The organism is Salipiger sp. IMCC34102 (genome assembly GCF_004145405.1).
Lineage (GTDB): Bacteria > Pseudomonadota > Alphaproteobacteria > Rhodobacterales > Rhodobacteraceae > Loktanella.
Genome location: NZ_SELQ01000009.1, coordinates 87,057 through 107,162, shown reverse-complemented (window position 1 = coordinate 107,162; position 20,106 = coordinate 87,057). Strand labels below are relative to the sequence as shown.

Sequence of the window (20,106 nt, the reverse complement as noted above, 5' to 3'; positions counted from 1 at the left end):
GATGCAGGTCCGCGACAAGGGCCCCCTCTGGATCGTCTACCCCTACGACGACACCCCCGAATACCGCTCCGAAGTCATCTACTCCCGCAGCATCTGGCAACTCGACAGGATCGAAGTCGCAGGGTAACCCGGAAGGGACACGCGGGTCATGGCTGATGCGGGAGGGATGGATCTGGCTTTCGGACCGCACAGGCGGCGACGGGTCGGGCGCAGTTTCGCGGTCGTCTCCGGCCTCGTGGTCGTGGCGGCGATCGTCTTCCTGACCTTCAACGTCTCTCGCGAGGTGCGCCTGCTGGGGTCGGCCAACTCCGACAACGTCCAGTGGTCGCTGGCCCAGACAGAGGTGGAGTTCCTCGAGTTCGCCACGCGGCTGGGGCGCACCGATCCCGACCTGAGCGACCTGCGGCGCAAGTTCGACGTCTTCTACAGCCGCATCGCCACGCTCCGCCAGGCGGATGTCTTCGCCGACCTGCGGAAGGACGCGACCTTCCGGTCGGAACTGGGCGAAATCCAGGCATTCCTGGAAGAGACCGTCCCCGTCATCGACGCCTCCGATGCGGATCTGCAATCCGGCCTGCCCGACCTGAGGGACCGCGCCGAGGTGGTCCGCGGGACCGTGCGGGGGCTGTCGACGGCGGGGCTCGACCTCTTTGCGGTGGCGTCCGACACGCAGCGCAGGGAAGTCGCCTCGACCATGATGGAACTGGCCGTGGCGCTTGCCATCCTGATCGGCATGCTGGCGCTGGCCGTGCTCTATCTTGTCCGGCTGATCCGGACGAACCAGCACCGCGAACGCCAGCAGGCGCAGACGGCGAACCGCATGAAAGCGATCCTCGGCACCTCTCTCGACGGGGTGATCGTGAGCGATGCGAAGGGCCGGATCGTGACCTTCAGCCCCGCCGCCGAGGCAATTTTCGGATACCGCGCGGAGGACGTCATCGGCCGCGACCTTGGCCGGGTCATCGTGCCGCCGCACCTGCGCGACGCCCATGACGCAGGCATGGCGCGGATGCGGGCGGGTGGCGAGAAGCGGGTGGTGGGCAAGGGACGCGTGCGGCTCGAGGCGATGCGCGCCGACGGCGATCTCTTCCCGGTGGAGCTGTCGATCCAGTCCTCGGTGACGGATGCGGGCCAGATCTTCATCGCCTTCCTGCGCGACATCTCGCGCCGCGTCGCGGACGAGGCGGAACTCGTCGCGGCCCGCGACACGGCGCTTGCAAACGAGAAGCTGAAGACGGAATTCCTGGCCACCATGAGCCACGAGATCCGGACCCCGCTGAACGGTCTTCTGGGCAACATGGACCTGTTGCGCGACACCCAGCTCAGCCCCCAGCAGGCGCGCTTCATGCGCAACATGGACACCTCCGGGCGGCTATTGATGCGCCATATCTCGGATGTGCTCGACATCACGCGCTACGACGCTGGCAAGATGAGCACCCGGTCCGAGCCGATGAACCTCTCGATCCTGCTGCAGGACATCGTCGACAGTCAGACCGGCATGGCCGCGGCCAACAAGACGGCGCTGGAATGGGGCTGGGAGGGGGAGCCGCAGAACTGGATCAAGTCCGATCACGACCGTCTGCAGCACGTGCTGATGAACCTGGTGGGCAATGCGGTGAAGTTCACGAGGGACGGCAAGATCACGCTGACGGTCCAGGCGAAACCGGCAGGCGAACGGATCGAGCTGTGCTTTGCCGTGACCGATACCGGACCAGGGATGGCACCGGATCTCGCCGCCCGGGTCTTCGACGATTTCGTGACCGGCAACGCCGCCTACGACCGGGAGGTCGGCGGCACCGGTCTTGGCCTGAGCATCGCCAAGCGGTTCGTCCGCGCCCTCGACGGCGAGATCGGGGTGGACAGCACGCTGGGCCAGGGCAGCACATTCTGGGTGAAGTTGCCCGTCGTTCCCGCCGAACCCGCCGCTGCCAAGCCGGTCGCAAAGAGGGCCGCGCTCCCCCCCGTTCCCGGGCCGGTCCGCCCGCTCGATGTGCTGGTGGTCGAGGACAACGAGATCAACCGCACGGTGGCCCGCGACATGCTCGAGGCGTCCGGCCACCGCGTGACGCTGGCCGTCGACGGACAGCGCGGCGTGGCCTGCGCCGCGACACGCCGGTTCGATTTGATCCTGATGGATATCAGCATGCCGGTGATGGACGGGCGCACGGCCACCCGTGCGATCCGGCAGGGCGCCGGGCCTTCGTCGGCGTCGCCGATCGTCGCGCTGACGGCCAATGCCATGCGCGAGGAGCAGGAAAACTTCATGACCGACGGGATGAACGGCATCCTGATGAAACCCTTGTCGAAGGCCGCCCTGGCCGAGGTTCTGGCCACCCATGGACAGGCGTCCGCGGTGGCCCCTACCGCGGTTTCGGCCGAACCCGCCGCCCCGGACCGGCCTGCGGCCTCCCCAACGCCCGCCAGTGATGTCGGTCCTGCGCCGGCAGCCCCCGCCGATGATACCGCCCCGGTCCTCGATGCCGCCCACAACGCCGAAGCCCGCGACGTGATGGGGGCCGCGGGCTACGAGAAGTTCCTGGGGCGCTTCGTGAAGGAGGTCGATGACCTGCTCGAGGGGGTCCGGGATGCCGCCGATACCGAACTCGATGACATCGCGGCCCGGGCCCACAAGGTCGCCGGCAGCGCGGCGGTTTTCGGGGCGGTGGCGCTGCGGGAGCGGTTGAAGGCGGTCGAGGCGGCGGCGAAGGCGGGCGGGCGCGATGCGGTCGCCGCGTCGCTCGCCGGTCTCGACGCGCTTTGGGCGCGGACCCGCGCGGCGCTCAGCGGGTGAGCAGGGTGGTGGCGCCGAGGATGCCGAAGATGCGGCCGATCTCGGCCACGTTGGTCACCGTGCTGTCGTAGCAGGCCAGCGCGTCGCCGGGCAGCAGGTAGGGGTCGTAGTCGTCGCGGTCGGCGCGGCGCACCAGATCCTCGATGTCGCGTTCGATCACCGCCGAGACGCCGGTCACCGGGTTGCGGCTGAACAGCACCGCCGAGCGGTCGGCGCTGGTGCTGCGCGGCCCACCGACGCAGTTGGCGTCGATCACCGCCTGCAGGTAGCGCGTGCCGTAGGGCACCTCCCGCACGGTCTGCCCGATGGCCGAGGAGGCATTGTCCGTCGCCGGCTGCGTCAGGTTCGACAGGAACAGGCTGACCCCCGGCGGGCTGATCGGGCTGGGCCGCATCAGGTCCCCCTGGAAGCAGCGCCGGCTCGGCACCCGGATCTCGTCCCCGGTCAGCAGCATGATGTCGACGGCGTTCTGCCCCTCGAAGACGCCGCGCATGTCCAGCCGGTAGAGCGCGCCGGCCCGCCGCACCTCCACCGCCGAGATGTCGGCGTCGGGGCGCACCCCGCCCGCGGCGCGCAGCGCGGCCGAGAGGTTGCGCGCCTCGGTCGAGGCGCCGAGGGCCGCCTGGCGCAGCACGTCGAGACCGTCCCCCGGGGTGCCGCCGATCTCGACCGCGCGGGGCTCGAAGACGGCCCCCGAGACCGCGACCGAGACGGAGGCGTAATCCGTCACCCGGACCGAAAGCTGCGGGGCCTGGGTGTAGAAGTCCCGCGCCCGCAGGCCGCGCAGGATGTCGGCCTCGACCTCTGCCGTGGACCGGCCCTGGGCGGGGATCGGGTCGAGGAAGGGCAGCTTCAGCGTGCCGTCGCGCGAGACCACGTAGGACCCGCTGAAGGTGGGATCCTCGCCCACGCGCACGTCCAGCAGGTCGTTGCGCGACAGACGCTCGCCGCGCAGGATCGCCTGGGCGAGCGAGCTGCCCTTGCCCAGCCCCGTCCCGTCGGCGTCCACCCCGCCCAAGGGCAGGCACCTGGCCGCGTTCAGCGCCTCCGAGCGCAGGTACATCGCCCCCGCCCGCGACACGGTCGGCTCGCGCCACTGCGCCTGGTAGGCCGCGCCCGGGGCCACCGGCTCGAGGTTGTCGGGCCGGTCGTAGCGGGTGCAGGCCGAGGCCAGCACCAGCAAGGGCAGCGCCCAGCGAAGAAGACAGGATCCGGGCAAGGCGCACCTCGGCTATGGGACGTTGCGTGAAGCCTAGGCCATTCAACCCACGCGGGCCAAGCACCGGCGGGCCCCCGGCCTATCCGGGGGGATAGGTTGTTGCGCTTTTGCGCGCCTCTCCTCCCCGGAGGCGCGCGCGACAGGGCCGCCCCCCATCCCCTAGAACAGACCCAGACACCGCCCCCCGGGAGACACCTCGCATGCAAACACCCACGCGCCAAAGCACGCTCGTCGCCAATCTCATGGCCTATGGCGCGTCCGAAGTGGCCTCGAAGGCGTCGCGGCTCATCGTCGTCATGGCCGTGGCCCGGACGTTGGACCTGACCCAGATCGGTGTGGCCGCGACGGCGATGGCGGCGGGCGACATCCTCAAGTCCCTGACGGAGAACGGTGTCGGACAGCGCATCATCGCCGCCCGCGACGAGGACCTCGAGGCGACCTGCGCCACCGCGCATCGCATCTTCTGGGGATGGAGCATCGCGATGTTCGCCCTGCAGGCGGCCATCGCGGCGGGTTTCTGGCTGACCGGGGCGAGTGCGACGCTCGCCCTGCTGATCCTGCTTCTGGGGGTCGAATACCTCTTCATGCCGGCGGGACTGGTACAGGTGGCCCTAGCCATGCGCGCGGGCAAGCTGCGCCACACGGCCTCCATCGCCGGGGCGCAGGTGGTGGGGGCCAACCTGATGTCGGTCCTCCTGGTGCTGGTCTGGCCGTCCGCGCTGGCGCTGATCCTGCCACGCCTGCTGTCCGCGCCGATCTGGCTGATCGCGGTGCGCCGTCTGCACCCCTGGACCCGCGATGCCGCGGCGGGTTTCGCGCCGCTGCGTCCCTTCGTCACCTACGGATGGGCCGTCCTTGGCGTGGAACTGGTCAAGGCAATGCGCCTGCAGGCCGACAAGCTGATCGTGGGGCTGCTGATGGGATCCGAGGCGCTTGGCCTCTACTTCATGGCCTTCAACGCGGGTCTCAGCCTGTCGAACGCCTTCACCATCGCCTTTGCTACTGTCCTTTTCCCGCATCTGACCCAAACCGCCGATCGCAACGCGGCCCTGCGTGGCAGCATCCTCAGCGGTGTCGGTCTGATCGGTCCGGTCGTGATCCTGCAGGCCCTGGCCGCCCCCTACTACGTGCCCGTCCTGTTCGGCGAGGGCTGGACCGGGATCGGCGACATCGTGGCGATCCTCTGCCTCGTGGCGATCCCCACGACCCTGTGGACCGCCGCCTCGGTCTGGCTGCGGGCCAACGATCGCCCGCAGGTGGAACTGGCCGTCACCGTCGCGCTCGCCGCCGGGGTCGTCGCCAACACGGTGCTGCTGGCCCCGCTCGGCCTGACGGCGGTGGCCACGGGCTATGCCGTCATCACCACCACCATCTTCATCGGCGCCTCGCTACCGGCCGTGCGCGCCGCCTTTTCCTCCCGCCCTTCCGAGGTTTGATCCCATGTCCCACTTCACCATCGTCATTCCCTGCTACAACGCCGCGACCACCTTGCCCGAGACGCTGGCCAGCATCGAGAAGCAGACCCATCATGGTTGGACCGTGATCTGCGTCGATGACGGATCGACGGACGACACGGTCGCCATCGTGCGCGCGATGTTCGAGCACAACCCGCGGATCACGCTGCTGCGCAATCGCGGCAAGGGGCCGTCGGATGCCCGCAACCACGGCGCTTCCCACGCGGGGCCCGGCACGGTCATCGCGTTTTGCGACGCCGACGACATCTGGTCACCGACCAAGCTGGAAGAACTTGCGCGCGCCTTCGCCGACCCCTCGGTGGACGCGGCCTACGGGCAGATCGCCTTCTTTCGGGACACACCGACGGATGCGGTGACCTTTTCGACCGTGCCGCAGGGGCCGCTCACGATCCCGATGCTGCTGGCCGAGAATCCGGTCTGCACCATGTCGAACATCGCCGTCCGGCAGGACAGCTTTGCAAAGACCGGCGGGTTCGACCCGGCGATCGTGCACAACGAGGACCTGGAATGGCTGATTCGCCTGGTCGGCGACGGCGCGATGATCCTCGGCATCGACAAATGCCAGACGTGGTACCGGACCAGTGCGGGCGGATTGTCCTCCGACCTCGAGGCGATGGCAGCCGGTCGCGAGACCGCGCTGCGGACCGCCACGCGCTACGGTCATGCCCCCGACCGCGCCGCCGAGGCGATCCACCAGCGTTACCTCGCGCGCCGGTCCCTGCGGCTGGGTCAACGGCGCACCGATGCGCTGCGCTACGCGCTGCGCGGGCTGGCGTTCTCTCCGGCCGCGTTCTTCTCGACCCCGCGGCGCGGGGTGCTGACGCTGGCCGCCGTCTGCGCGGCACTGGTCATGCCGCGGGGCCTGTCGGCGCAACTTTTCTCTCGCTGAGGGCGACGAAGACCGCCGGCAATACCGCGCGGTCGGCGCGTGCCGTCTGCCGTCCAGACCGGGCTTCGGGGACAACGTTCAATGTCGCGCCGCGCCGTTGCCTTTCCCTGCCGGTCCGACATTGACGGTGCCTTGGGATAGGCCTTTACTGGATGGGACCTATCGGCGCGGATCGCCACGTCCGGCGACGGCGGAGGGACTTGCGAAGGCGCGGACGTCGGAAGACGTGTCGCCAGCCATCCTGGACCCCTGCCGCGGATCGCGGCGGTGCATCATTGGAGGGTGATGCGCCGGTCGGGGAACCGACGAGACCGCGCCGTCGTGGCGCAATGACCATCTGGGAGGATGACCACATGACGAAGACGACCACCGCCACGGCCCTGTGCGCCTTGATGCTGGCCGCTGCCGGCAGCGCACAAGCGCAAACGACCTTGCAGGTGAGCCACTTCCTGCCCTCGGTGCACGGAATCCATACCGATTTCATCGTCCCCTGGACGGAGACCGTCGCCGAATGCGCTGGCGGCGAGCTGGAGTTCGAGGTTTCGGCCGCAGGCTCCCAGCTGGGCAACGTGGCGCGTCAGCAGGAACAGGTGCTCGCCGGCGTCGTGGATATCGCGCATGGGCTGCACGGGATTCCCCGGGGGCGGTTTCCGCGCACCTCGCTTATCGACATGCCCTTCCTGACGGACGACGCCGGGGCCGCGACGCAGGCGCTGTGGGATCTGTTCCCCGAGTACCTGGCCGAGGAATACGACGGTCTGAAGGTTCTCGCGCTGCACGCCCACAACGGCGGATTGGTGCATACCACCGACACGCGGGTCGAGACGATGGAGGACATGAACGGTCTTCGTATCCGTACGCCCAGCCCCGCCGTGTCCGAGATGCTCTCGGCGCTGGGGGCCGATCCGCAGGGACTGCCGCCCGGCGAGGTCTACGAGAGCCTGCAACGCGGCGTGATCGACGGAACGGTGTTCCCTTGGGATCCGGTCGCTAGCTTCGGCCTGAACGAGGTGCTGAACTATCACTTGGAGCTTGGCGCCTACACGGTGTCGTTCTTCTTCGTCATGAACCAGGACAGCTACGATGGCTTGAGCGAGACGGCGCGGGCCTGCATCGACGACAATTCCGGCGATGTGCTGGTCGCTAAGTTCGCCGACTGGTGGGACGACTGGGATGCGCCCGGCCGCGACGGGGCGATCGCCGCAAACCACGAGATCACGCAACTTTCCGACGCGGAACGCGCCCGCTGGGAGGAGGCCTTGCAGCCGATGATGGAGGCATATGTCCAATCGGTCGAGGATGCGGGCGTCGAGAACGCGGCCGAGATCTACAAGGCCATGCAGGACCGCGTCGCAGCTTACGAGGAAGACATCGCGGAATGAGGCGCGACGTTGCTGGCCCGGTTCTGGCGACGGACCTGCCCCGGCGGGGCGGCTGACGCCGTGTCGCTGATTGCGGGAATGGTCGGGTGGCTGGTTCAGGCCCTGGCCGTGCTGGGCGTCGCCTCTTACGGGGCGGCGGCGGTCGTGACGGTCGTCGACATCCTTGGGCGGCGGATCGGGCTGCCTGTGCTGGGGGTCGTGGACCTGGTGCAGCTTTTCGTCGTCGCCGGCGCATGGCTGGTGTTGCCCTACGCCTTCTTCACCGGAGCGCATGTCAGCGTGGACTTCCTGATCGAACGCCTGCCGCGTGGTCCGCGCCTGTCGCTTATCGCGCTGGCGGCGGCTGCGAGTCTTGGTTTGGTGGGGCTGATGCTGTGGCAAGGCTACCTGACGTTCCAGACCCGTACCATGTTCGGCGATACCTCCCAGCAACTGGGCATTCCCGTCGCGTGGTTCTGGTATCCCCTGCTGGTGGGGCTGGCGGTCTCGATCGTGGCGATCCTCGGACGGTTGTTGGTGCGTGATGAGTGACCCTGTTCTGGGACTTCTGGGGTTCGGTGCAGCACTCGTCCTGATCGCGCTCGGCCTGCCGGTGGCGATCTCGATGGGCGTGATCGGGGGCTTGGGGTACTGGTATCTCAACGGCTGGACCGGCGTCGCCTACGTCATGGGGTCGAGCCCGTTCGAATCGATCTTTCCCTATTCCTTTTCCGTCATACCGCTTTTCGTGATGATGGGGGTCTTCGCGTCGCACGCGGGGCTGTCGCGCGCGCTTTTCGATGTGATCGCCTCTTTCGTGGGCCACCGTCGCGGGGGGCTTGCGATCACCACCGTGGGGGCGAGCGCCGTCTTCGGGGCGATTTGCGGATCGTCGCTGGCGACCGTGGCGACCATCGGACGCGTGGCCCTGCCGCAGATGGACCAGCGCGGCTACGATCCATCCTTGTCGACGGCCACGGTGGCGGCGGGGGGCACGCTGGGCGTGCTGATCCCGCCCTCGGTCCTGCTGGTGATCTACGGGTTGCTCACGCAAAGCTCGATCGGCCAGCTGTTCATCGCGGCCCTCGTGCCGGGTCTGCTGGGTGCGCTGCTCTACGCGGGCGCCATCGCGGTGCGGGTGCGGATGCGCCCCGACCTCGCCCCCCGGTCCGACCGGACCGACTGGCCGGATCGGATGCGTCATCTGGGCCGCGTCTGGCCGGTCGTGGTGCTTTTCGCGCTCGTCATCGGCGGCATATACCTTGGCTGGTTCTCGCCCACCGAAGCCGCGGCCGTCGGGGCGGTCGGTGCCTTCGTCCTGGCGTTGGCGTCGGGAGAGTTGACCTGGGCCGCGCTGAAGGCGTCCGTCTTCGAGACGGCGGCGCTGACGGGAATGATCTACTTCATCCTGGTGGGGGCCGCGCTGTTCAACTTCTACCTCGAAACCACCGGATTGCCGCAGCTTCTGATCGAACAGATTCGCGCCGCGGGTCTCGGGCCCTTGGCGGTGATGGTCCTGATCCTGGTCTTCTACATCGTGCTGGGCTGTTTCATGGATTCGATGTCGATGATCCTGCTGACCGTCCCGCTTCTGGCCCCCGTCGCGCTGGAGATCGGCTACGACCTGATCTGGTTCGGCATAATCGTCGTCACGGTGGCCGAGATCGGGCTGATCACGCCACCCATCGGCATGAACCTGTTCGTGGTGCAGGCCGCGTCGCAGGGCGTGGCGCAAGGGACAGTGGTCCGCGGCATCCTGCCGTTCATCCTGGCGGACATCCTGCGGCTGGCCATACTGCTTCTATTCCCGGCCCTGATCCTGTGGCTGCCCGGTCAGGCGTTCTAGCACGGCATTCACGTTCCACTTGGGCAGCCGCACCGCTTGCTCACCGCGATCCAGGTTGGTCGCGATTGCGGTTAGTTTTACTGCAAGGCAGTCGCTTTGTCGTGTCGGGTTTAACCGCAGCGCGAAGACGTCACCCCCTTTTCGCGCGGTCGTCAAATTTGGGACACAACCTCGTGATGAAACCAAATCGAGTTTAATTTACGCGAATTAACTTTCATGCCGGTATGTTTCGAAGAATTGATGATCGCTCCCATACTCTGGAGCACGATCGGGATCAGCGCATTTGCCGCTCTCGTCCTGATCTGCACGGTTGTCTTTCAGAGTTTCAACGGCAAGATCCACTATGCGCTGGCTTTCCTCGCCATGATCTGGACCCTGCTGATGGTCGGGTTCGAAGCGTCTTCGCCGGGCTTCGATTGCCAGATCCATTTCGCGACGCTCGCGTGGGTCGGCCACGGTCTGGTGCCGGTGGCCTGGTACTTTTTCGTTCTCGCCTATGTCGATAACAACACCCATGGGCGGAAGGCCGGGCTTGCGCTCGCGATCTTGCCCACGGCCGTCTTCGTCTTCGCGGCCACGAATGCCTGGCATCACTTGCTCTATACCGATGCGACGGCCATTCCGACCGGGCAAACCTACATCGATTATGTGCATGGGCCGGGGTTCTACGCGATCGTCGGACTGTTCTACGCCTTCGCGGCGGCAGCAATCTTCTGCCTGATCCGGGCATTCGTCCGGGCAGAGCGATCCGCCTGGCCGCTTCTGGCCGCGCTTGTTCTCGTCACCTCGATGCCGGTCATCGGGAACCTTGCCTACATCGGCCTGGGCTTCACGGTCTACGGAGCCGATCCAACCCCCTTCATGTTCACGCTCGGACTGTTGCCGTTCACGTGGATGCTAATGACGAACAGGACGATGGACATGGCTTCCGTCGGGCGGAGCGTACTGTTCAACACCATGAGCGAGCCCGTGGTGATGGTCGACAAGCATCACGAGATCGTCCTGATGAACGCGGCGGCAAAGGCCTCGGCGCGGGAGCACGGCTTCCGCCGGTTCCGGGATGCACTTCGCACCAGTGTCGACAGGCTGGACACGCCGAAGGCGTATTCCCACCTGTCCCTTGGGGAACGGATCTACGAACCCCGTGTCCGCGAAGTCGGCAATCCGCTTGATCCCGTGGGGCGTCTGCTGGGGTGGAGCATCACCCTCGTCGACATCACGGACCGTATCGCGATCACCTTCCAACTGGAAGACGCGCTGAAAAAGGCGGATGCGGCCAGCCGCGCCAAGGACGAGTTCGTCTCTGTCGTCAGCCACGAGTTGCGGACGCCGCTGACCTCGCTCAGGGGCGGGCTGACGCTGGCGTTGAGCGGCCATCTGGGAGAATTGACGAAACCGATCCGCTCTTCTCTGGAGATCGCCAATCGCAACGGGATCCGGCTGTCCCGGCTCGTCGACAATATCCTGCTGACCCAGAAGATCGACCTCGAGGCGCTTTCACTGGATACGGCAACGGTCGACCTCGGCAAGCTTCTGGAAGACAGCTTCGACGAAAACAGGATGTATGCCGCGGGCCGGGGCGTGCGGCTGGTCATGCCGAACCGGGAGACATCCGCCATCGTCACCGGCGACGACTTCGCCATCCGTCAGATCATCGACAACCTGATTTCCAACGCGATCAAGTTCTCGAACGAGCACGGCATCGTCGAGGGCGCGCTCACGGTCGTGGACGGGCGGGTCAGGCTGTCGATCCGCGATACCGGCAGCGGGATACCCGATGGCATGGAAGACAAGGTGTTCGGGCGGTTCGAACAGTTGGAGAACGGCGGACAGGCCTTCGGTCAAGGGTCGGGCCTTGGCCTGCATATCTCGAAGCGTCTGGCCGAGCGGCTGTCGGGCAAGCTGTTCTACGAAAGTCGTGTCGGCTTCGGCACCACCTTCCACCTGGAATTCGCCCAGGCGGGTCAACTGGGCGAGCAACCCCTCGTGCCGTCGTATTGCGCCTAAGTCGGGCCATCTGCCGATCGGGGGCCGTTCAAGGCACCGCCTTACTCACATCCTGCGGGAGGCTACTCGCGCTCCACGTCTTGGTCGAGCAGGTCGTCTTCCCCCCGGCGTTCTGCCGCGACGAGGGGGATCAACGCATGCTCTTCCGATTTGCTGGTCGACTCGGACGGGACCTCCGGCTGAGGCGGCCGCGCGGGCGAGGGGGGCTTGGCCGGCGGTTCCGCGGCACCCGGCAACCCTTCGAGCCGGATGCGGTACGTGGTGTCGGGAATGGCGACGCCGGCGGCCTCGATCGCTTCCTTGACCAGTCGGATCGCATCCCCGCGGGCGGAGCTGAAGCCGGTCACGGTCTGGTCGATCCATCCCGTGACACGCAGGACGGCACCTGGCTCCGCGATGGTCTCGATCCAGACCAGTTCCTCGGGATCGTCGAGCACGAAGGGCAGGGCCCGCAGCGTATCCTGCGCCAGCCGGCGGGTCGCTTCGAGGTCGGCGTCGGGGTCGATGCCGATGTCGAAGGTGAACCGCCGCGCGGGGTTCTGGGTGTAGTTCACGATACGGCCCTTGAAGACCGTCGCGTTTGGGATGCGGATGTGATTGCCGTCGAGCGACAGCAGGATCGTCGCGCGGGAGTTCAGCCGGATCACGCGGCCCACGTCCCCCTCGATCTCGATCAGGTCGTTCGGCAGGAAGGGTTGCCGGACGCTCAGCATGATCGAGGCGACGAAGTTCTCCACCGTGTCGCGGACCGCGAAGCCGATGGCCAGGCCGATGATGCCTGCCGCCCCCAGGATGGTTCCCAGAAGCGCCACCGCCCCGACGAGGTCGAGGGCAATGACGATCCCCATGATCCCGCAGGCCACGCGAAAGGCCTGGCGGTAGATGCCAGCGATGAAGGCGTTCGGGGCTAGCCGGTCCCAGACCCGCAAGCGCGCGAGGAAGAAACCCAGTGCTGTGATCGCGGCAAAGGCGATGGCCGCGACGAAGAAGAGCGGCAAGCGGGCGATGAACTGCTCCAGGCGCGCACGGAACCGATCGAAGGCGGGATTGATCTGCTGGGCGATGTCGTCCGAGGTTGCAAGCTGGCTCTGGACCGCCACGACCCCTTCCAGCCGCTCGGCAATGTTTGCGACGGTGTCGGCGATGGCCGGATCGGCGATGTCGCCCGCCAGGGTGACGACCCCTGCGTCGACCGAAATTGCGATCCCCGCGTAATCGAGGGCCGCCACGATGGACCGGAGCCGCGCCGCGATGGCGTCGTCAGCAGGTGCGCCGTCGACCGAGACGGTGGGCCCCGGCGCATCGCCCTCCTGGGCAAGGCCCTGCGCGGCAAGGAGGGTGAGGAACAAGATCACGAGAAGGCGTTTCATGCCTCTTGATAGCCGCTTGCTCGCCGATCATCCATCTGGTTCGGCAAGCGGACGCCGCATTCGCTGGATGGTGTCGCTCGCGTCCCTGCGCCACGATGCAGGATGCGCCGGAACACGGCGACGGCTGTCGGATACGCGATGGAAGCTGATATCCCTGTCAGGATGGGAGCGAAGGATTGCAAGTCGCGGGTTGCCGACCCCTGGTGCATACGGCGATGCGCCGGACCCCCGCCGGTCTATGCGCCGGACCGATCCGCGCTATCGACAGGAGCGACTGGCGAGGGGCCGAGATCACCTGCGCTCTTGCGGGCCAGCGCGGCGGCGATGGAATCGAGCAAAGGAGGCATCCTGTCCGCAAGCGGAGAGGTCTTTCGCCAGATCAGGCCGATCGTCCGCGTGGGCGCAGGCGGTGCGAACCGGGAAACCGTGACCGCGGCACCGCGGCTTTCGAGAGCCACGGCCATCTCTGGTAAAAGCGTCAGACCCATTTCGGCACCGACCATCTGCACGAGCGTCGACAGGGACGTGGCATCCAGACCGCTTGCGGTCGTAGGGCTGCCGACCCCACAAAACGACAGGGCCTGATCGCGAAAGCAATGTCCTTCCTCCAGCAGCAGCAGACCCATGTCAGGCAAGGCGTGACGGTCTGGCGGTGGAAGGCCGCCGTCCCGTGCAGGGCGGACGAGCACGAAGGATTCCGAGATCAGCGCTGCCTCCTGCAGCGACGGCTCGGACACGGGCAAGGCGACGATGGCCGTGTCGATCCGCCCGTCCTTCAACTCATCGACCAGCGCCTTGGTCGTCGTCTCCCGGATGCGAACCTGGAGGTTCGGGAAGTCTTGCGACAGTTGCCTGAGGAGCCACGGCAGGATGTAGGGGGCGACGGTCGGAATCACACCGATCCGCAGCAGGCCCCGAAGGCCGTCCTGCGCGACCCGGGCAAGATCGGTCAGGTCATCGACGGCGCGCAGGATGTCCTGCACGCGCGGTCTGAACCGTTCGCCGAATTCCGTCAGGTGCAGGCTGCGGTGGCCCCGTTCGAAGAGCGGCAGTCCCAGCATCGCCTCCAGCGCCTGTATCTGGACCGACAGCGCGGGCTGGGAGATTGCGCAAAGATCGGCCGCGCGACCGAAGTGGCCATGTTGGGCGAGCGCTTCGAAGTAGCGGAGTTGTTTCAATGTCGGATCTGCCATAACCCAAAGTTATCGCATCCATACGTAGACGCAACTTAAACCGATGATCGTTTTGCGTTATGCCGACGTCATCCCGGCCCGGTAGACCGGGCCAGTCTCATGCGAAGAAGAAGGACCTGCCTCATGATGGACGGAAGCGACACCTCCGGCGGATGCCCCGTTATCCACGGTGCCACGACCCACACGACCAACCGCGGCCGGTCGAACCGGGAATGGTGGCCGAACCAGCTGAACCTGAAGATCCTGCACCAGAACCTGCCGCAAACCCAGCCGATGGACGAAGGCTTCGACTACCGCGCGGCGTTCCAGACGCTCGACCTCGCCGCGGTGAAGGCCGACTTGGCCGCGTTGATGACCGACAGCCAGGACTGGTGGCCCGCCGATTACGGACATTACGGTCCGTTCTTCGTGCGGATGGCCTGGCACAGCTCCGGCACCTACCGCACGGCCGACGGGCGCGGCGGGTCGTCTTCCGGCTCGCAGCGGTTCGCCCCGCTGAACTCTTGGCCGGACAACGGCAACCTCGACAAGGCCCGCCGCCTGCTGTGGCCGATCAAGCAGAAGTACGGCAACGCGCTCAGCTGGGCAGACCTGTTCATTCTGACCGGCAACGTCGCGATGGAGACTATGGGCTTCAAGACCTTCGGCTTCGGCGGCGGTCGCGAAGATATCTACGAGCCCGAGGAAGACATCTACTGGGGGATGGAGGACACCTGGCTCGACGGGGCGGCGCGCTACGGCGACCAGGCCGAGGGGCGCTACCTCGAAAACCCACTGGCCGCCGTGCAGATGGGCCTGATCTACGTCAACCCCGAAGGCCCCGACGGCAATCCCGATCCGGCAGCCTCGGCCCATGACATCCGCGACACCTTCGGCCGCATGGCCATGGGCGACGAAGAGACCGTCGCCCTGATCGCTGGCGGTCATACCTTCGGCAAGGCGCATGGCAACGGCGATGCCACGATCCTGGGCGCGGAGCCCGAGGGCGGCGCCATGGAGGACATGGGCTTCGGCTGGAAGAATCCTTTCGAGACCGGCCACGGCGAACACACCGTGACCTCCGGCCTCGAAGGTGCCTGGACCCAAAAGCCCACCGCCTGGGATAACGGCTACTTCGAGACGCTCTTCGGCTACGAATGGGAGCTGACGAAATCGCCCGCCGGTGCGCACCAGTGGAAACCCAAGGGCGATGCGGGCGCGGGCACGGTGCCGGATGCGCACAATCCCGGCAAATCGCACCAGCCGATGATGTTCACCTCGGATCTCGCGCTTCTGGCGGACCCCGTCTACCGCGAGATCGCCGAGCGGTTCCGCAATGATCCCCAAGCCTTTGCCGATGCCTATGCCCGCGCGTGGTTCAAGCTGACCCACCGCGACATGGGGCCCAAGGTGCGCTATCTGGGCGACGAGGTGCCGCAGGAAGACCTGATCTGGCAGGACCCGATCCCCGCCTGGGAGCACGAGGTCATCGGAGACAGCGACGTCAAGGAGCTGTCGCAGCAGATCCTTGCCAGCGGTCTGTCGGTGCCCGATCTGGTGCACGCCGCCTGGTCCTCGGCCTCGACCTTCCGCGGGTCGGACAAGCGGGGCGGGGCCAATGGCGCGCGCATCCGTCTCGCCCCGCAGAAGGACTGGGAGGTCAACGATCCCGCACGCCTGGCGAACACCCTGCAGGTCCTGGACGGCATCCGCTCGAAGTTCGGCAAGCCGGTATCCCTGGCCGACATGATCGTGCTGGGCGGCACGGCGGCGGTCGAGAAGGCCGCGCGGGACGCGGGTTTCGACGTCTCGGTGCCTTTCACCCCCGGCCGGGCCGACGCCACCGAAGAGCAGACCGACGCGGAAAGCTTCGAGCCGCTGGAGCCGAAATCCGACGGGTTCCGCAACTACCAGCTGAAGAGCTACACCGCCTCGCCGGAGGAACTCCTGGTCGATCGGGCCCAGCTTCTGACCCTGACCGCCCCCGAGATGACGGTGCTGGTGGGTGGCCTGCGGGCGCTCGATGCGAACACGGGCGGCGTACAGTACGGGGTCCTGACGGATCGTCCGGGTCAATTGACCAACGACTTCTTCGTCAACCTGCTGGACATGCGAGTCGAGTGGAAACCCGACGGCGAGGGAGCGACGACCTACACGGGGCGCGACCGCAAGACCGGCGAGACCCGGTGGACCGGAACGCGCTGCGACCTGGTCTTCGGCTCGAACTCGCAATTGAGGGCCATCTCAGAGGTCTACGCCCAGAGCGACAACGCCTCGAAGTTCGTCCAGGATTTCGTGGCCGCCTGGACCAAGGTCATGAACGCCGATCGGTTCGACCTAGCCTGAACTGGGTTGATTGCCATCCGCCCCGCCCCTTTAAAGGGGCGGGGCGGTTCCCATGCAAGGCGCGCCACCTTCCTCCCATGATCACGCAAAACCGCAAGCCGCCGCGATTGAACACTTCTACAGCATGGCACCGATCGCCCAAGGCGAGTTCGCTCCACGCCTCGTCGCGGAGTGAGGGTCAGCATCGGGCGACCGCGCGCGACCAAGGGCTGAAGCCCTACCAACGCACTGGAAATCTAGGAAAAGCCTCGGACGGAGGTGGTCTGGCGGAGACGAAGGGATTCGAACCCTCGAGACCCTTCCGGGCCTACTCCCTTAGCAGGGGAGCGCCTTCGACCACTCGGCCACGTCTCCGCTGACCCGTCTAACGGCGACGTTTGGGCAGGACAAGGGAATTATTGGTGGACCCGGGGCATGAAACGACGTTTCCGACTGGCGTTCGACCTATCGCCCGACGCTGCAATCTCAAGAGGCTCTGGTGCACCGGTTGCTTGTTTTGAGCAGCGCATCGGTAGGATGTATCGAAGGGTTTGCCGCTTCGGTTCATCGTGACGATCCGACCGGAACGGGGCCCAATAGTCTTAAAAATATCACTCCGCCGAGGAATATCGCCCGCGGTTCCGATGCTGGTATAAAGTCGCGAAAGACGCCTTTCGCAGCGCCGCGTCGAAGGCTCGCCCGCCTTTCGCCCGTCCCGGCGATCGTTAAAATTTCAAGCGCATTTTTGCCCGGCAGCGCGGACTGCGTCAGCCCTCGGGGCCGTAAAGCAGTTGCTGTGCGGCACCGGCGAGGGTGAGGTAGACGCTCGTCACGATCAGGCCGATGTCGACGAGGGGGATGTTCTCGAACCCGCTGAGTGCGGCCCAGCTGGCGAAGAACACCCAGGCCACCGACATGGGCAGGGTCAACATGCTCCAGCGTTTCGTGCGGGTGGGGTGGACGAATTTCACCGGCAGGAACATCGCCACGGACAGCACGATCGTGAGGCCAAGACAGACCCACCACGGCGGGGTCAGCGCGAAAAGCACCAACACCAGCATGTTCCAGCAGCCCGGAAAGCCGCGGAAGCTGTAGTCGGTGGTCTTCATACGCGTGTCCGCGAAATAGAGCGCCGATGTATAGGTGATGACGATGATCGCCACCCAGCCGGACCAGCCGTCCATCAGGCCGGATCCGTAAAGCGCGTAGGCGGGAATGAACACGTAAGTGAGATAGTCGATAATCAGGTCGAGCAGCACGCCGTCGAACATGGGCGCGTTGGTGTGGACGTCGTAGCGGCGGGCGAGGGGGCCGTCGATCCCGTCGACCCAGAGTGCCGCGACCAGCCAGACGAACATCATCGACCAGTCGTGCTGAACGGCTTCCAGCATGGCGAGCATCGCGAGGACAGCGCCGGTCGCGGTCAGAAGATGGACGCCGAGGGCTTTCTGGGCTGGGGTCATGGGATCCTCTGCTTGGACACGGGATGCAGACGGGGCTGCCTTCTCTCACGATGTAGCATGCACTGGCAGAAGGCCAGCGGAGTTCAGGCGCGCGGGTGGGCTGCGTCGTAGACCTCCATCAGGCGCGCGCTGTCGACGGAGGTGTAGGCCTGCGTGGTGGAGAGGCTCGCGTGGCCGAGCAGTTCCTGGATCGCGCGCAGATCTCCCCCGGCGGCCAGAAGATGGGTTGCGAAGCTGTGGCGCAGCGCGTGGGGCGTGGCGCTGGCCGGCAGGCCCAGTTGCATGCGCGAGGCTGCCATGACCTTCTGCACCGCGCGCGGGTTCAGCGGCCCGCCCCGGATGCCGCGGAATAGCGGCGCGTCGCGGGTCAACTCATGCGGGCAGAGCCTGGCGTAGGCGTCCACCGCGGCGCGGGCGGCGGGGACGACCGGAACGACCCTTTCCTTGCCACCCTTTCCGGTGATGCGCAGCACCTCCGGCAGGGGCAGGGCGCGCCCGGTCAGGCCCAGCGCTTCGGAGATGCGCAGCCCACAGCCCCATAGCACGGTGACGACGGCCACGTCGCGGGCGGCGACCCAAGGCTCCTCGGACTGGCATTCGACCCGGTCGATGATCGCGCGGGCGGCATCGACTTCCAGCGGGCGGGGCAGTTTCGCGGTGAACTTGGGCGCGCGGATCGACAGGACGGCCGTGGGCTCGAACCCCTCGCGGTCCGACAGCCAGCGATAGAAGCTCTTCACCGCCGAAAGTTCGCGCGCCAGCGATCTTGCGCCGACCCCGCGGGCGCGTTCGTGGGCCATCCAGGCGCGCATGTCGGTGGTCGTGATCCGCGCGATGGGGCCAAGGCCGACCTGCTCTGCGTGGTGCATCTGCATGAAGGACAGGAACCCCGCCACGTCGGCCCTGTAGGCGGTGATCGTGGTCTCCGCGGCCCCTTGCAGAGCCTGACAATGCGCAAGCCAGCCGGTCAGGGCCGCTGAGAGCTGCGGCGAGATCACGCCGCGCCCGAGTCCAGCCAGCGTTTCATCACACGCTCGAACACGCCGCCGAAGAAGCCCAGCAGATCGGTCCCCTGCTGCGCGGTGAAGAGGTGCGGATCCTCGGAGCCCATCACCAGCATTCCGGGCAGGCGACCCGGACCGAGGTCCAGCTTCAGGCAGGCCTCGGAGCGGATGAAGTCGGCATCGTCCCCGGGGATCAGCGTGCCCTGGCCCTGCACCTGCCGCAGCGTCACGGGGCGGACCGGGATGTCGCGTCCCCCGGTGATGTAGCGGTCGCAGAACCCCGGCTCTCCCACGCTCAGAACGGAACCCAGCGTGCGCACCGCGGGATCGTCGGGGCTGGCTTGCGATTCAAGGACGAGGCGCATCCGATCGACGCGCAGCGTATCCGCGACGTCGCCCGCCAGATCCGAAAGGAAGGTCTCGAATCGCGGCGCTTCCATCAGGCGCAGCACGGCGCGATGCACCTGGTTCGTGCCGGCGAGATTCTCGTAGGCCGCGGCGATGACCGAGCGGTGGGTATCCTCCAGCCGGTCGAGCCGGGTCTCGAGCCGCTCCATCGCGACGCCGCGCAGGTCGACGACATTGCCGCCCATCGCGTTTTCGTTCGCGGCGACCAGCGCGCGCATGATGTCCTTGTCGTCCAGAACGAGGTCGGGATCGGACAGGATCTGGTCCCGGAGAGGACCGGTGAGGGGGGATTGGCTGCTCATGTCGCTTGGGTCTCTTTGGACTGTTTTCGGCGAGACTACATCCTGCGGTCGCGGGCGCACAGCCCTCGGGCCGAGGTCGGGCGGATGTGATGCCGCTCGGAGACAGGCGGTCGGCGGAACTCTGCGCGTGCCTGTTTCCTGGGCGGACCGTGGATGCGCGCCTTATCTGATGCAGAAAAGTAACCCCGCAGGCGGATTTTCGACACTGCACAAACGGGCGGCTTGGCGGAGGCACGGGAGCGACCTAAGTGTTCCCATCGAGTGGATGATCAACGCTCAAGGCGCGCCCCGGAAACGGGGCGCGCTTTTTTTCCTTTTGCGGAATGGCTTTGGACCTGGGCGGCACCGGTCTTGTTCGGTGACGATGTTCCCGCAAGAATGCGGGACCCGGCTTGCGGACCGCGGGCGGGCTTGGCCTTTGGCTGCCAAGCCATTACCTCGTGGGGACCCTTTCGCACCTTCGGTCCCACTCTC

The 20,106-nt window shown here is 66.6% G+C and carries 14 protein-coding genes, 1 tRNA gene and 1 pseudogene; 9 read left to right on the top strand and 7 right to left on the bottom strand.

Annotation, left to right across the window (positions count from 1 at the left end; all coding sequences use genetic code 11):
- Both EU805_RS17770 and EU805_RS15505 read left to right on the top strand, forming a co-directional pair.
- Nucleotides 1-127: pseudogene (locus tag EU805_RS17770) on the top strand (oxidoreductase); the annotation flags it as partial.
- Nucleotides 128-148: 21 nt separating this feature from the next.
- Complete coding sequence (locus EU805_RS15505; protein WP_242494196.1) at nt 149-2,791, top strand: PAS domain-containing hybrid sensor histidine kinase/response regulator; 2,643 nt, start codon at nt 149-151, stop codon at nt 2,789-2,791.
- On the opposite strand, the gene EU805_RS15500 is transcribed toward EU805_RS15505, so the two are convergent.
- Nucleotides 2,781-4,010, bottom strand: a complete 1,230-nt coding sequence (locus tag EU805_RS15500) for a polysaccharide biosynthesis/export family protein (protein ID WP_129764888.1) — start codon at nt 4,008-4,010, stop codon at nt 2,781-2,783. The two genes, EU805_RS15505 and EU805_RS15500, sit on opposite strands and share 11 nt — an antisense overlap.
- 200 nt (nt 4,011-4,210) lie before the next feature.
- Here EU805_RS15500 and EU805_RS15495 point away from each other — a divergent pair, with 200 nt between their 5' ends.
- The 6 genes from EU805_RS15495 (at nt 4,211) to EU805_RS15470 (ending at nt 11,588) form a co-directional block, all read left to right on the top strand.
- Nucleotides 4,211-5,446: an oligosaccharide flippase family protein gene (locus EU805_RS15495; protein ID WP_129764887.1), complete on the top strand. Its 1,236-nt coding sequence runs from the start codon at nt 4,211-4,213 to the stop codon at nt 5,444-5,446.
- A gap of 4 nt (nt 5,447-5,450) precedes the next feature.
- Entirely contained in the window at nt 5,451-6,374 is a 924-nt protein-coding gene (locus EU805_RS15490; RefSeq protein ID WP_129764886.1) for a glycosyltransferase family 2 protein, read from the top strand.
- 353 nt (nt 6,375-6,727) lie between these two features.
- Entirely contained in the window at nt 6,728-7,756 is a 1,029-nt protein-coding gene (locus EU805_RS15485) for a TRAP transporter substrate-binding protein (RefSeq protein ID WP_129764885.1), read from the top strand.
- Between the two features lie 60 nt (nt 7,757-7,816).
- Entirely contained in the window at nt 7,817-8,287 is a 471-nt protein-coding gene (locus EU805_RS15480; RefSeq protein ID WP_207208125.1) for a TRAP transporter small permease, read from the top strand.
- The gene (locus tag EU805_RS15475; RefSeq protein WP_129764884.1) at nt 8,280-9,581 is read left to right on the top strand and encodes a TRAP transporter large permease; all 1,302 of its coding nucleotides are present in this window, start codon (nt 8,280-8,282) and stop codon (nt 9,579-9,581) included. The genes EU805_RS15480 and EU805_RS15475 overlap by 8 nt, the downstream gene beginning before the upstream one ends.
- Nucleotides 9,582-9,821: 240 nt before the next feature.
- Nucleotides 9,822-11,588, top strand: a complete 1,767-nt coding sequence (locus EU805_RS15470; protein ID WP_129764883.1) for a histidine kinase N-terminal 7TM domain-containing protein — start codon at nt 9,822-9,824, stop codon at nt 11,586-11,588.
- Nucleotides 11,589-11,650: 62 nt separating this feature from the next.
- Here EU805_RS15470 and EU805_RS15465 read toward each other — a convergent pair whose 3' ends face one another.
- Both EU805_RS15465 and EU805_RS15460 read right to left on the bottom strand, forming a co-directional pair.
- Nucleotides 11,651-12,958, bottom strand: a complete 1,308-nt coding sequence (locus EU805_RS15465; protein WP_129764882.1) for a mechanosensitive ion channel family protein — start codon at nt 12,956-12,958, stop codon at nt 11,651-11,653.
- 236 nt (nt 12,959-13,194) lie between these two features.
- Nucleotides 13,195-14,151, bottom strand: a complete 957-nt coding sequence (locus EU805_RS15460; RefSeq protein ID WP_129764881.1) for a hydrogen peroxide-inducible genes activator — start codon at nt 14,149-14,151, stop codon at nt 13,195-13,197.
- Between the two features lie 126 nt (nt 14,152-14,277).
- Here EU805_RS15460 and katG point away from each other — a divergent pair, with 126 nt between their 5' ends.
- Nucleotides 14,278-16,476 carry a catalase/peroxidase HPI gene (katG, locus tag EU805_RS15455; protein ID WP_129764896.1) on the top strand — a complete coding sequence of 733 codons (2,199 nt, stop codon included), beginning with the start codon at nt 14,278-14,280 and terminating at the stop codon, nt 16,474-16,476.
- A gap of 264 nt (nt 16,477-16,740) precedes the next feature.
- Here the strand turns inward: katG and EU805_RS15450 are convergent.
- From EU805_RS15450 to EU805_RS15435, 4 genes are all read right to left on the bottom strand, one after another.
- Nucleotides 16,741-16,830, bottom strand: a tRNA-Ser gene (locus EU805_RS15450).
- 392 nt (nt 16,831-17,222) lie between these two features.
- Nucleotides 17,223-17,918 carry a phosphatidylcholine/phosphatidylserine synthase gene (locus EU805_RS15445; RefSeq protein WP_129764880.1) on the bottom strand — a complete coding sequence of 232 codons (696 nt, stop codon included), beginning with the start codon at nt 17,916-17,918 and terminating at the stop codon, nt 17,223-17,225.
- An 83-nt stretch (nt 17,919-18,001) separates the two neighbouring features.
- Nucleotides 18,002-18,916 carry a tyrosine recombinase XerC gene (locus EU805_RS15440; protein ID WP_129764879.1) on the bottom strand — a complete coding sequence of 305 codons (915 nt, stop codon included), beginning with the start codon at nt 18,914-18,916 and terminating at the stop codon, nt 18,002-18,004.
- On the bottom strand, nt 18,913-19,632 hold the full coding sequence (locus EU805_RS15435; protein WP_129764878.1) for a DUF484 family protein: 720 nt from the start codon (nt 19,630-19,632) through the stop codon (nt 18,913-18,915). The genes EU805_RS15440 and EU805_RS15435 overlap by 4 nt, the downstream gene beginning before the upstream one ends.
- Nucleotides 19,633-20,106: the final 474 nt, after the last annotated feature.

Bases quoted from the DNA above. Each gene is read 5' to 3' on its own strand.
- EU805_RS15435 (WP_129764878.1), bottom strand. From the start codon at position 19,632: ATGAGCAGCCAATCCCCCCTCACCGGTCCTCTCCGGGACCAGATCCTG.
- EU805_RS15475 (WP_129764884.1), top strand. From the start codon at position 8,280: ATGAGTGACCCTGTTCTGGGACTTCTGGGGTTCGGTGCAGCACTCGTC.
- EU805_RS15445 (WP_129764880.1), bottom strand. From the start codon at position 17,918: ATGACCCCAGCCCAGAAAGCCCTCGGCGTCCATCTTCTGACCGCGACC.
- katG (WP_129764896.1), top strand. From the start codon at position 14,278: ATGGACGGAAGCGACACCTCCGGCGGATGCCCCGTTATCCACGGTGCC.
- EU805_RS15490 (WP_129764886.1), top strand. From the start codon at position 5,451: ATGTCCCACTTCACCATCGTCATTCCCTGCTACAACGCCGCGACCACC.
- EU805_RS15465 (WP_129764882.1), bottom strand. From the start codon at position 12,958: ATGAAACGCCTTCTCGTGATCTTGTTCCTCACCCTCCTTGCCGCGCAG.
- EU805_RS15470 (WP_129764883.1), top strand. From the start codon at position 9,822: ATGATCGCTCCCATACTCTGGAGCACGATCGGGATCAGCGCATTTGCC.
- EU805_RS15485 (WP_129764885.1), top strand. From the start codon at position 6,728: ATGACGAAGACGACCACCGCCACGGCCCTGTGCGCCTTGATGCTGGCC.
- EU805_RS15460 (WP_129764881.1), bottom strand. From the start codon at position 14,151: ATGGCAGATCCGACATTGAAACAACTCCGCTACTTCGAAGCGCTCGCC.
- EU805_RS15495 (WP_129764887.1), top strand. From the start codon at position 4,211: ATGCAAACACCCACGCGCCAAAGCACGCTCGTCGCCAATCTCATGGCC.
- EU805_RS15505 (WP_242494196.1), top strand. From the start codon at position 149: ATGGCTGATGCGGGAGGGATGGATCTGGCTTTCGGACCGCACAGGCGG.